At 54.5% G+C, this 12,103-nt stretch carries 10 protein-coding genes; 4 read left to right on the forward strand and 6 right to left on the reverse strand.

Annotation, left to right across the window (positions count from 1 at the left end; translation table 11 throughout):
- Nucleotides 1-188: 188 nt before the first annotated feature.
- Nucleotides 189-1,454 (reverse strand): PQQ-dependent sugar dehydrogenase, encoded by a 1,266-nt coding sequence (locus tag A3841_RS12285; RefSeq protein ID WP_073852569.1) that lies wholly within the window; start codon nucleotides 1,452-1,454, stop codon nucleotides 189-191.
- Nucleotides 1,455-1,825: 371 nt separating this feature from the next.
- The gene (locus A3841_RS12290) at nucleotides 1,826-3,706 is read right to left on the reverse strand and encodes a gamma-glutamyltransferase family protein (RefSeq protein ID WP_073852570.1); all 1,881 of its coding nucleotides are present in this window, start codon (nucleotides 3,704-3,706) and stop codon (nucleotides 1,826-1,828) included.
- A gap of 149 nt (nucleotides 3,707-3,855) precedes the next feature.
- Between A3841_RS12290 and A3841_RS12295 the strand changes: the two genes are divergently transcribed.
- Entirely contained in the window at nucleotides 3,856-4,602 is a 747-nt protein-coding gene (locus A3841_RS12295) for a DUF72 domain-containing protein (protein WP_073852571.1), read from the forward strand.
- A 190-nt stretch (nucleotides 4,603-4,792) separates the two neighbouring features.
- Here the strand turns inward: A3841_RS12295 and A3841_RS12300 are convergent, their stop codons facing one another.
- A complete protein-coding gene (locus A3841_RS12300; protein ID WP_073852572.1) occupies nucleotides 4,793-5,746 on the reverse strand; it encodes a calcium/sodium antiporter in 954 nt (317 codons plus the stop codon).
- 244 nt (nucleotides 5,747-5,990) lie between these two features.
- Between A3841_RS12300 and A3841_RS20310 the strand changes: the two genes are divergently transcribed.
- The 3 genes from A3841_RS20310 (at nucleotide 5,991) to A3841_RS12310 (ending at nucleotide 9,476) form a co-directional block, all read left to right on the forward strand.
- Nucleotides 5,991-6,158, forward strand: coding sequence for a hypothetical protein (locus A3841_RS20310; protein WP_170866184.1), 168 nt, complete (start codon nucleotides 5,991-5,993; stop codon nucleotides 6,156-6,158).
- A 202-nt stretch (nucleotides 6,159-6,360) separates the two neighbouring features.
- Nucleotides 6,361-7,665, forward strand: a complete 1,305-nt coding sequence (locus A3841_RS12305) for a hemolysin family protein (RefSeq protein WP_073852573.1) — start codon at nucleotides 6,361-6,363, stop codon at nucleotides 7,663-7,665.
- A 167-nt stretch (nucleotides 7,666-7,832) separates the two neighbouring features.
- Nucleotides 7,833-9,476, forward strand: coding sequence for an ABC-F family ATP-binding cassette domain-containing protein (locus A3841_RS12310; protein WP_073852574.1), 1,644 nt, complete (start codon nucleotides 7,833-7,835; stop codon nucleotides 9,474-9,476).
- A gap of 408 nt (nucleotides 9,477-9,884) precedes the next feature.
- On the opposite strand, the gene A3841_RS12315 is transcribed toward A3841_RS12310, so the two are convergent.
- The 3 genes from A3841_RS12315 to A3841_RS20045 form a co-directional block, all read right to left on the reverse strand.
- Nucleotides 9,885-10,973, reverse strand: coding sequence for an endonuclease/exonuclease/phosphatase family protein (locus A3841_RS12315; RefSeq protein ID WP_206073083.1), 1,089 nt, complete (start codon nucleotides 10,971-10,973; stop codon nucleotides 9,885-9,887).
- A gap of 254 nt (nucleotides 10,974-11,227) precedes the next feature.
- The gene (locus tag A3841_RS12320; RefSeq protein ID WP_083610321.1) at nucleotides 11,228-11,599 is read right to left on the reverse strand and encodes a hypothetical protein; all 372 of its coding nucleotides are present in this window, start codon (nucleotides 11,597-11,599) and stop codon (nucleotides 11,228-11,230) included.
- Entirely contained in the window at nucleotides 11,572-11,868 is a 297-nt protein-coding gene (locus A3841_RS20045; protein WP_139307946.1) for a hypothetical protein, read from the reverse strand. The genes A3841_RS12320 and A3841_RS20045 overlap by 28 nt, the downstream gene beginning before the upstream one ends.
- Between the last annotated feature and the right edge of the window lie 235 nt (nucleotides 11,869-12,103).

Here is a 12,103-nt window from a genome sequence, read left to right on the forward strand (position 1 = left end):
TAGTATAGCAGGAAAGGTTGCGTTATGAAATCGTTTCCGGGGATGGCGGCGAAGGCAGCATCCAGATCACCTGGGATATGCTGCCGGTGACGCTTCCGGTCACATAGAAATAAGCAGCCGGATTAATCTAAATGTCAAAAGGACAGGCCTATACCTGTCCTTTTGTTTCGTCGCGTTATTAACGGTGGTTACTGCTGGGGCGAGAGCTTCCAGAGTTCGCCGTTCTTCTGGTCGGTAACCATGTATAGCGCTCCGTCAGGTCCCTGGCGCACGTCACGCACCCGCTGTTCGCGATCTTTGAGCAGGTGCTCCTCGCCGGTTACGCGGTTGTTTTCGATGCGCAGGCGCACCAGCGCGGTCTCGCGCAACCCGCCCACAAACAGGTTACCCTTCCACTCCGGAAAAGCGCTGCCCGTGTAAAACTGCGCTCCCGATGGGGCAATTACTGGGTCCCAGTAATAGACCGGGTCTACAAAACCCTCTTTGGTAGTAACGGCGTTAGGTATAGGGTCACCGGAGTATTCCTCCCCGAAAGTAACCGTTGGCCAGCCATAGTTCTTGCCTTTCTCCACCAGGTTCAATTCATCTCCGCCTTGCGGGCCATGGTCCACGATCCAGAACTGGCCCTGATCGTTAAAGGTGGCCGCCTGAACATTGCGGTGGCCTACACTCCAGATCTCAGGTAGGTGGTTTTCTTTCTTCACGAATGGGTTGTCGTTCGGCACTTTGCCGTCGGGCGCAATGCGGATGATCTTGCCCATGTGGCTGTTCATTTGCTGTGCCTGCGGACGAATCTCTATATCGGAGCGCTCACCCAGCGTGATGTACAGCATGCCGTCAGGACCAAAGTTGAGACGTGAGCCGAAGTGCTTGTCACCGTTATAAGTAGGCTGTGCCTGGAAGATCACCTGCAGTTTCTCCACACGCGAACGGTCCTCTGACAACACGGCACGGGCTACGCTTGTCGCGTTGCCTCCCTGGCGCGGTTCAGTGTAGCTCCAGTAAATCATGCGGTCGGAGCCAAATTTGGGGCTAAGAGCCACGTCCAGCAAACCGCCCTGTCCGCGGGCGTCCACTTTCGGTATACCTGCTATAGGGTTGCCAACCTGGCCGGTGGCGGACACAATGCGCATGCGGCCCGGCCTTTCGGTTACCAGCAGGTTGCCATCGGGCAGGGGTTCAACAGCCCAGGGATGCTCCAGATTCTTGGCAAGCACCTGCACGTCATAAGCTGTTTCAGATTTCATCTCACAGGCGCGGGTCTGGCCCTCGAAGGTTGATTTCTGCTCCGGAGAATTTGCGGTGCCCCTGTCAATCGGCTGGCAGTCTTCCTGCGTTGTGGCTACGGGCTCCTGCTGTTCGTTTTCCTGCTGTGTCGTTTTCTCTTCGTTGCAGGAGGTACCTATCGTAGCCACGCCGATGGCACTTAAGAGGATGAGTCGGGATAGTTTCATAGTGTTTTATTTTTTTGTGTTTGGTATATGGCGTATAATTATTTGTTGTACTCCATTGTATCTAATTTGTTCGCAACCGCCTGTAAACCACAAAGCCGCACGGTTAGCGGGTGCGGCTTTGTGGTTTACAGGCGGATTAATCCAGATTAGGAATCCGGTGCTCTTTCCTTGAGGAGGATGAGTTCTACAATAATTACCCGAATTCCTGCACCTCCTCCACCCAGTCCGGCCGCTATTTCTATCCTGTTCAAGAACTAACAAAGGTGTTTTCTTTAGATCTTTATAGTACAAGAATTACTAGCTGGCCCCGTATGCTTCATCCGCCTTTTATACTTCCGTCCCGACAGTCAGAAGTATAAGCACGGTCATCCTTACCACCCAATTCCATAATCCTCGCCATGGTTGCTGGAGCCTCCCCAAAAGCTGCCGTGTTTCCAGTCGAAGTATACCGCATTGATCGGGCCACTGGTGCGGTCGTCGAACGTTAACGTATAGCCCATTTTCCTGAGCTGTTCGCGCACCTCCTCCGGCGTACTGTCGTGGAGCAGGATGTGGCCCGGCTTGGGCTGGCGGTCCTCGGTTTTAGAGCCGCCCAGTGACAGCCAGAGCTGGTTGGTGTTGAAGTTAGCCGCCTCGGCTGCCTGCTGCACGTTCATGCCAAATTCCACCACGTTAAGGAAGAACTGCAGCAGGTTCTGCTCCTGCGTGTCACCGCCCTGCACCGCAAACGACAAGTATGGCTTGCCGTCCTTCAGGGCCATGGATGGGGTTAAAGTCACGCGCGGCCGTTTGCCCGGTGCTACCACGTTAAAGGGGTTTAGCTGCTCATCCAGCACAAAGCTCTGCATGCGCTGGCTCATGCCAATACCCGTGTTGCCGGCAATGCAGGCCGGGAGCCAGCCACCGCTCGGCGTGATCGACACCACCCAACCTTCTTTATCTGCTGCTTCAATGGTGGTGGTGCCGCGCCACAACCTGTCCTGGTACTCTACCATCGAAGAGCCGTTGCGCAGGTCGTGTGTGGGGGCGAAGTTGCGGCGGGTGGTATCGAACTCAAAGCCTCTTTCTTTCAACAACTTCAAGTAGGGATTTTTCTTTCCTTCGAAAGGGTAGGGGTCGCCGGGGCCGATCCTGGCGTCGTTTTTTTCATACCGGATCAAGGCGGCACGCTGCTTTGCGTAGTCCTTGCTCAGTAGTCCTTTCATCGGTTCCTGCGGCGCGAAGTATGGATCGCCGTAGTAAAAGTCGCGGTCGGCGAAGGCCATGCTCATACTTTGGTAAACCGTGTGGATATACTTGGAGCTGTTGTAGCCCATACTTTTGAGGTCGAAGTTCTCCAGGATGTTGAGCGCCTGCAGCAGGCTTGGGCCCTGCGTCCACTGCTGCAGCTTGTACACATCGATGCCTTTGTAGTTTGTTACCAGCGGCTCTTCCTCCAAAACCTTCCAGTTGGCCAGATCTTTCATCGTGATCAGGCCGCCCTGCTCTTTGCTGCCACGCACAAACTCTTTGGCAATGTCGCCTTTGTAAAAGCGGTCGTAAGCTGCCATGATAGCCTCTTCGCGACTCTTGCCTTTTTTCAGCGCAGCCCGTTCGGCTTCTACCAGTTTGGTCAGCGTTTGCAGCAGGTCTTGCTGCACGAAAATCTCGCCTGGCTCGGGAGCTTCTCGTTTTTCGCCAGGATGCGTGAGGAACACTTTTTTGCTGTAAGGCCACTGCTTTATTTTGTCTTTCCCGCGCTCGATGCTATTGGCAGTTTGGGCCTCGATAGGGTAACCGGCAGCCATTTCCATGGCAGGGGCCAGCACTTCCTCCAGGCTCAGGGTGCCATACCTGGCCAGCATGTGCATCAGGCCACCGGCCGTGCCGGGTGTGGTAGCGGCCAGCGGACCATGTTCCGGCGGAAAATTGTAGCCTTTGCCTTTAAAGAACTCCGGAGTGGCACCGGTCGGGGCAACGCCCATTGCGTTAATGGCAATGACTTTATTGGTCTTGGGATTGTAGATCAGCGCCTGCGTTTCGCCTCCCCAGCTCAGCACGTCCCACATGGTGCAGGTGGCGGCCAGCATGGTACAAGCCGCATCCACGGCATTGCCACCTTTCTGGAAGGTCATGGCACCTGCTGTGGCGGCCAGCGGTTTGCCGGTGATGGCCATCCAGTTTTTGCCGTGCAGCACCGGCTTCTGGGTTTGCTGGGCCTGGGCTGAAAGTATAACCGTAAGTAGAAGGAGCAGGGGTAGAAGGTGTTTCATACACATATCAGTTCTTTCATTAAATATAAGTATAAACTGATTTAAACCTACTCCTGAAAGTATACTTGGCATGCTTTTTCCCTTTCCCAAAGTATAACCGCAACCACCCGCCGGCAACAAAGTATACTTCCCATACTTTAACCGCAAACATGAACAATTCTACCCAACTGCATATTGGCACATCGGGCTGGAGCTACCGTTGGCAGGAGGTGCTCTACCCGCCGGAGCTCAAATCAGCCGACTACCTCAGCCATTACGCCACCCGCTTCAACGCCACTGAGATCAACAGCAGCTTTTACCATTTCACGATGGCCAAAACGATCGAGAAGTGGCTGGCCCAGACACCGCCGCATTTTAAGTTCGCGCCCAAGCTGCACCAGGAGATCACCCATAGAAGAAAATTTAAGGACATAGAGGAGCCGCTGCAGAAATTCATGTCGCGCTACCTGCTGATGGGCCAGCGGCTGGGGCCGGTGCTGGTGCAGATTGCCGCCAGCTTCCGCTTCGACAGGCTGGTGGCCACAGACTTCTTCCATACCTTGCGCAAACTCTACCCGGAGCAGGTCTTTGCCCTGGAGGCGCGGCATGTTTCCTGGTTTACGGAGGAGGCGCTGGACCTGCTCCGGGAGTACGACATCACCACGGTGATTGCCAGTGCCGGCAAGCGCTTTCCGGGTACGGAGGTGACGACCACCAACACGGCTTACCTGCGCCTGCACGGCGACGAAAAGATGTATTCCTCGGCTTACTCGGACGAGAAACTTGAGCGCTACGCTTACATGGTGAAGGACTGGCTGGAAGACGGTAAGCAAGTATGGGTGTTCTTTAACAACACCATCACTGGCAATGCCGTGACCGATGCGGATAAGCTGCGGAGGCTGGTGGAGGAGCTGTAAATCAGGAAATCAAAGTATAAATCCCATATCCATACTTTAGAGCTTAGAAAGTATAAGCAAAGGCATAAGCAAGCAGCGGATTTTATACTTTGTTCAGTCTTCAACTACTGCGCAGCGAGCACTAAATACGGCGGAAACCTGCGGATCGGACGCAAATCAAACCACCAGGTATAACCAACCCATTTTATACTTACTGCGTGATCAGCAGGGTGAGGTAGCCGATGTAGAGGACAAGGAAAATGGCGCCTTCCCAACGCGCCAGCTGTCGCCCTTTGCCTGTAAAGATGAACACAAAGAGCAGCACCCCAGCAAGTATGTTGACCACCATATCCGTCAATGACCCCGCCTGTATGGTAATTGGGGTTACCACGGTGGAGATGCCCAGGATGAAGAAGATGTTGAAGACGTTGGATCCCACTACGTTGCCGATGGCGATGTCCACGTTTCGCCTACGGACCGCCACCACTGACGTGGCCAGTTCCGGGAGCGAGGTGCCGATGGAAACGATCGTCAGGGCAATGACACGTTCCGACAGGCCGAACTGCTGGGCAATGCTCACGGCGCTCGTCACGATCAGCCGCCCACCGATCACCAGGCCGGCAAGCCCCAGCACAATGAACAGGCCCGACACCAGGAGCGAGTATTGTTTAGCCGGGACCTCATCCTCCCCCGTGCCCCCAACAGACAGGGTAATATTATACACCAGGAAAATTGCGAAGAACAACAGCAGCACGATGCCGTCGGCCCTGCTGATCAGGCTGGTGGCGGTCCCATCCAGGAAGACATCGTTGGCAACAACAAGTACCGCAATGGCCGCCAGCAGACTCAGCGGAATCTCGAGCCAGGTGGTGCTGGATTTAACCGAGAGGGGATAAATGAGGGCGGAAATGCCCAGGATGCCCAGCACGTTGAAGATGTTGCTGCCCAGAATGTTTCCGAGCACCATCTCCGTGTTGTTGTTCAGGGAGGCGAACAGGTTGACCACCAGTTCCGGCGCCGACGTGCCAAAGGCCACAATGGTCAGCCCGATCACGATGTTCGGGACACCCAGCCGCGAGGCAAGGCTGGAGGCACCGTCCACCAGTTTGGTGGCGCCAAAGATCAGGGCAACAAAGCCCGCAAGGAGAAGAAGTATATCGACCATGCTGAGGAAAACCTGTGAAAAGGCTGTAAAGTTACCTCAATTTCAAACTTGATTTACAAAAAGCGTCCGGAAAGTATAATCTATGACGGGATGCGCCGTTTTTCCGCTGCTGTTGGCTACCTTGCGGAAAATACCCGCCTGGCCCGGCGGGCAAGTAGGGCCGTAAGGTTTACCCAAGGTATGGAAGCCGTACGTGTGGCCAATTCGCTCAACGCCGCAGAGGCATCTATCAGAAGTATAAAGTATGCTGAAGGCACTGGTTTTGCTGTTTGTTTTTGTGGGAGTAACCTATTTCCTGTTCTACCCCTGGCTGAAACACGCCGTCGGCAGAAAGCAGTTGTTCCGGTGGTTCCTGATCATCTACGCCATCGCCATGCTTGCCTCCTTTATTGGTAATTACCTGCTGGACTGAGCGGCGGGTAGTGCCGAAGCAACGCAACCGACCAATGTAGCTGCGGCTGTACACTTCGCCTCAAAGCATACTTTTGTAGCGGATACAGGTAAGCCCCCGCGATTGCTCCTGCCAAACCAGGGTTGCGGCACAGGCCAGGTTATCCTTCTAAGTCAAAATCAAGTATAGTTTCTGGTATTGCTGTCTCACCTGATACGATTCCATGGAAGTCCTTATTCTGATATTACTCACGATCCTCAACGGGTTTTTTGCCCTTTCCGAGCTCTCCATCATCTCCGTAAATAAAAACAGGATAGCCCAGCGGGCGCGGGAGGGAAGCGGCAGCGCACAGGTGGTGATGGAGCTGCTCGAAACGCCTGAGAATTTCCTCTCTGCCATACAGGTGGGCATTACGCTCATCGCCATTGTGTCGGGTGCCTATGGTGGGGCGGCCCTTTCCGGCTATGTGGAGGCGTGGCTGTTGGGTATTCCGTTCCTGGCGCCATATGCCGCCACGCTCTCCATCGTGCTGGTTGTCGGGCTGATCACCTACTTCTCCATTGTGGTGGGCGAGCTGATCCCTAAAACGCTGGCACTCGGAAACGCAGACAACATTGCGCTCTCGGTCGCGCCCATCATCAAAGTGTTCACCAAGGCCACCATGCCCCTGGTCAAGCTGCTCTCCGGCTCCACCAACCTCGTCATCAAGGTGCTGGGCATCCGGGAGCCATCGGAGGAGAAAATGTCGGAGGAGGAGCTGCGGCAGATCATCAAGACGGCGGGGAAGCAGGGCATCCTGGCCAAGGAGGAGATACAGCTGCACCAGAATATCTTCACCTACTCGGAGCAACGGGCCAGGAACCTGCGCACCCACCGCAAGGAGGTGGAGTTTATCGACGTTAACCAGCCGCTGGAAAGTATACGGGACGTGATCGTGCACAGCGCCCATTCCAGGTTTCCCGCCATCAAGGGCAATTTCGATAACATCGTGGGCATCCTGACGGCCAAGAGCTTCTACGAGTACCTGGCGGATAACAGCGGACAGCCGCTCCAGAGCGTGTTGAATCCCGCTATCTTCATACCCGAGACCATGCTGGCGAACGCCGTGCTGAACACCTTTAAAAAGGAAAAGCAGTACATCGGCGTGGTGGTGGACGAGTACGGCACGACCGAGGGAATCATCACGGTGCACGACATTCTGGAGGCCATTGTAGGCGACATGCCTGACCTGGACGAGCTGGAGGAGCCGGAGATCATCAAACGCGAGGACGGCTCGCTGCTGGTGAGTGGCTCCGTGGAGGTGCATGAACTGAACAGGGAGCTGAGGCAGGAGGTGGTCAGGAAGGATTCTGACAACTACTCCACGCTGGCTGGCTTCCTTTCCTATACTTTGGGCCGCCTCCCCGCCTCCGGCGACAAGGTGCAGCTGCACGCCTACGAGCTGGAAGTGGTGGATATGGATGGCTTCAGGGTAGACAAGGTGCTTCTGACGCGCAGAGAAACGCCACCGGCCAGTACTAAAGTATAAACCCGGCGCTACAAGTATGCCCTGGTGCCCTGAGACGAGCCGCTTCCGCCAAAGGGAGTGGCTCTTTTTTTGTAGGAGGCATGGAAGCGGCATTGGTACTGAGAAGTTGCAAAGTTCTGGCGCAGCGCCAAAATATCTGGTATCTTTGCACCCTTAAATTTACGGTTATGATTTCAGTAGACGCGGTTGCGGTAGAGTTTAACGGGGCGGCCCTTTTCAGCAATGTCACCTTTAACATCAACGAGAACGACAGGATAGCCCTGATGGGGAAGAACGGGGCGGGAAAATCCACCCTGCTCAAGATTATAGCGGGGGCTAGCAAGCCCACCCGTGGCAAGGTGTCAGCCCCGAAGGATGCCGTGATCGCCTACCTGCCGCAACACCTGCTGACCGACGACGACTGCACCGTTTTTGAGGAAGCCTCCAAGGCCTTTGCCAAGATACTGGAGATGAAAAAGCAGATGGAGTTCCTGAATTCTGAGCTGGAGACGCGCACCGATTACGAGTCGGATGCGTACTACGCCATCATAGAGCAGGTGTCGGAGCTGAGCGAGAAATATTACTCGGTGGAGGAGATCAACTACGACGCGGAGGTGGAGAAAACGCTGAAGGGCCTGGGCTTCTCCCGGGCAGACCTTACACGGCCCACCAGGGAATTTAGCGGCGGCTGGCGCATGCGCATCGAGCTGGCCAAGATCTTGCTGCAGCAGCCCGACCTCATCCTGCTCGACGAGCCCACCAACCACCTCGACATCGAGTCCATCCAGTGGCTGGAGGATTTCCTGGTGAACAACGCCAAAGCGGTGATCGTGATCTCGCACGACAGGGCCTTTGTCGACAACATCACCAACCGCACCATTGAGGTGACGATGGGCCGCATCTACGACTACAAGGTAAACTACAGCCAGTACCTGCAGCTGCGCAAAGAGCGCCGCGAGCAGCAGCAGAAGCAGTATGACGACCAGCAGAAGGAAATTGCCGAGATTCAGGGATTCATCGACCGCTTTAAAGGCACGTACTCCAAAACGCTGCAGGTGCAGTCTAGGGTGAAGATGCTGGAGAAGATGGAGATCATTGAGGTGGATGAGGTGGATACCTCGGCGCTGAACCTCAAGTTTCCGCCGGCGCCGCGCTCGGGCAACTACCCGGTCATTGTGGAGGGTCTCACCAAAAAGTATGGCGACCACACTGTTTTCCAGGATGCTTCGCTGACGATTAACCGCGGCGAGAAGGTGGCCTTTGTGGGCAAGAACGGCGAGGGAAAATCCACCCTGGTGAAAGCCATTATGGGCGAGATTGACTATGAGGGCAGGCTGCAGCTGGGCCACAACAGCATGATCGGATACTTTGCGCAGAACCAGGCCTCGCTGCTGGACGAGAGCCTGACCGTGTTCCAGACCATCGACGAGATTGCCGTGGGCGACGTGCGCACGCGGGTAAAGGATCTGCTGGGAGCCTTCATGTTCAGCGGCGACACGGTGGAGAAAAAGGTGAAAGTGCTGTCGGGTGGAGAGAAAACGCGCCTGGCCATGATCAAGCTGCTGCTGCAACCGGTTAACCTGCTCATACTCGACGAACCGACCAACCACCTCGACATCAGAACAAAGGATATCCTGAAGGACGCGCTCAAAGCTTTCGACGGCACTATCATACTTGTCTCCCACGACAGGGACTTCCTGGACGGGCTGGCCTCGAAGGTGTTCGAATTCGGCAACAAACGCATCCGCGAGCACTTCGAGGACATCAACGGCTTCCTGCGAAACAAGAAGATGGAGAACCTGCGCGAGATCGAGCGGAGCACTGCCAAGTAACCAAGTTGCGGTTCACGAATACAGTGCAGGTGTAAACCCACCCAACCCCTCCCAAGAGGGGAAACACCCACTCTTTTGCAGAATTCAACTCTTGGGAGGGGTAGGTTAATTGCAACTTTAATTTTAAACTTTGCCATATCCAATCGCCCCTGCTTGGGGTAATTACTATAAGGGCACAAGTATAAAAGCCAATTGCTCTTGGGGATTTGTAATCCCGAAGTCCCTATTATGAAGATTTGCCATCCGACTTTCAGCTTATAGCCGTAGCTCTACAGCCAGCAAAGTATAAAACCGGATTGCAAATCCTGACAATGACATACTTTCGGATTGCAAATCCGAAAGAGCGGATTTAAGTATGGTTGATGCTGATTTCTATACTTTGCATAAAGTATAAATACCTTATCCGCATTACTTCCCCGGCTCGTGCACGTGCGATTCCTCCACCTCGTGCTCCTCTATCTTGCTCTCCGCCCACTCAAGGTCATCTTCGTCGGCCTCCAGGCCCTGTTGGTCAGCACCGTGCGTTACGTCATACACCAGCTCCACCAGCATCGGGAAGTGGTCTGAGCCGAAGTATGGAAGCCTGCTGATGTGCGATAAGGTGAAATGCTCGCTATGAAAAAGGTGGTCGAGGGGCCAGCGGGCAAACCAGAATCCGGCATGGAAAGTATTGTACATGCCCCGCCCGATGCGGGGATCCAGCAGGCCACTAATCTTCCGGAAAAGGCGCGTTGTCTCCGACCAGGCCACATCGTTCAGGTCGCCGGAAACAATGATGGGGTCGTTCTTGTCCGACACGCTTTTGGCCACAACCAGTAACTCTGCGTCGCGCTCCGAAGAGTCTGGATTCTCGGTCGGGCTGGGTGGGGCCGGGTGCAGGAAGTGCGCGCGCACCTTAACGCCCGAGCGTAAGACCACCAGCGCGTGCATGCTCGGAACATGGGGCTCCACCAGAAACTGTATGGCGGCATCCTCCAGCGGCAGCCTGGAGTACACATGCATGCCATACTTGTTGTCTAAAGGGCACTTCAAAGTATGGCGGTATTCGTTCTCCAGCACGCTCAGTTTTCCTTCCCACCACAGGTCTGTCTCCAGGGTAACCAGCACATCCGGCTGGTGCTGCTTTACAAGTTCCAGCAGGCCTTTGTAATTGCGGTTGGGCATGAGCACATTGGCCGTCATGATGCGGATAAGGTTGTTCGGCCTCCGGGAGCGCGCTGGTTTTACCTCCACCGGATAAAACGTGGTGTACGGCAGTATCCACCCCACATGAAAGCAGAAGCACCCGAGGGCAATTCCCATCATCACCCAGGTGGAATAGCGCGAAAAGTCCAGGAAAATGGCTTCAGCCACCAGCATGAAGAAGGAGAAAGCCATGAACTGGAGCCTGGGAAAATCAAAGCCACGCACCCACCAGGCGTTGTGGCGCCACAGCGGCAGCAGCGTTACAATGGCCAGCACATACGTAAGCACTACCAGTATTCTGTAGATTATCACACTCATTTCTTAACTACCAAAATCATACTTTTTAAGCCGGTAAAGGATGATACGTTCGGGAAGCAGGAGGGTAGGTTCGGAACGTGATTTATACTTCTGCTGGCCTGGTTCTGCTGAGAAGTATAAACCAAGCAACTAATTGAGTAAGAAGGAGAAAATACTTCCCTTGGGGCTCTGGAAAGTATAAAAGGAGTGCATACTTAAAGCTGATACGTTTGCGGAAACGGAGGTAGCAAGTATAAAACCCGGCGGTTCTACCTGTTCAGGAACCGGTAGAAAATCGCGCCGCCTGCTGCGTAGAGTACCGCGTCCATCCAATCACCGGTATAGCGGGGCATGAACCTGGGGAAGAAAATCTCAAAGGCTACCGAAAAATACAGCACCGCGAAAACCACGTGGTACCAGGAGAGGCGCAACTGGGAACCATAATAGAACCGCAGCACGAACAAGGTAGCAGTGAGCACCAGCGGGAGGCAGAGCAGATCATCTAAATAATGCTGAATCCAGGCAGGCCTGGGCAAAGCCAGCCAGCGCCAAACCCTATGCCCCAGGTAAGTGGCTGCCAGCGCCCAGAAAAGCGGGCTAAAGGTGCCCCAACTCAGCCGGCCAGCAATGCGATAAGCCATAGGAAAAGGGAAACAAGGGATGCAAAAGCGATCTGGAAACCCAGCCCGATGCGCTTGTAAAATTTGGTGAACCAGGAATCATCGGGGCTGATCTGAATGAACCGCACGTTGAAGCGCTGTTCCTCCTCCTGCTTGCGTTCCTGCCGCGCTTGCTGACTGGCCACGGCAACGGGGTCAAGTATACTTTGGCAGTGCTCGCAGCGATCAGAGGGATTTTGGGTCCAGCTAGACCACTGCCCGCACCGGGGGCATTTTTTGCTGGCGCTCATAGGTTTTAAAAATTTCACCACCCACAGCAGCAATTTGCCGGAAGCGGAGCTAACTAACTATAACCCAACGGCTGAAGCAGGTCGCCTCGCCCAGTTGAGTCAACTGCAAAGATAAGGAATTTATTTATGTGCCTTCCAGAGAGCCAGACGGGAAGCTGAGCTTCTGCACAGGAGGTATAAGTTTAAGAGGTGGTTTTTAAGATGCAAAGTATGAAGTAACGTTTTTATAATCAGC

Source organism: Pontibacter flavimaris, from assembly GCF_001907195.1.
Lineage (GTDB): Bacteria > Bacteroidota > Bacteroidia > Cytophagales > Hymenobacteraceae > Pontibacter > Pontibacter flavimaris.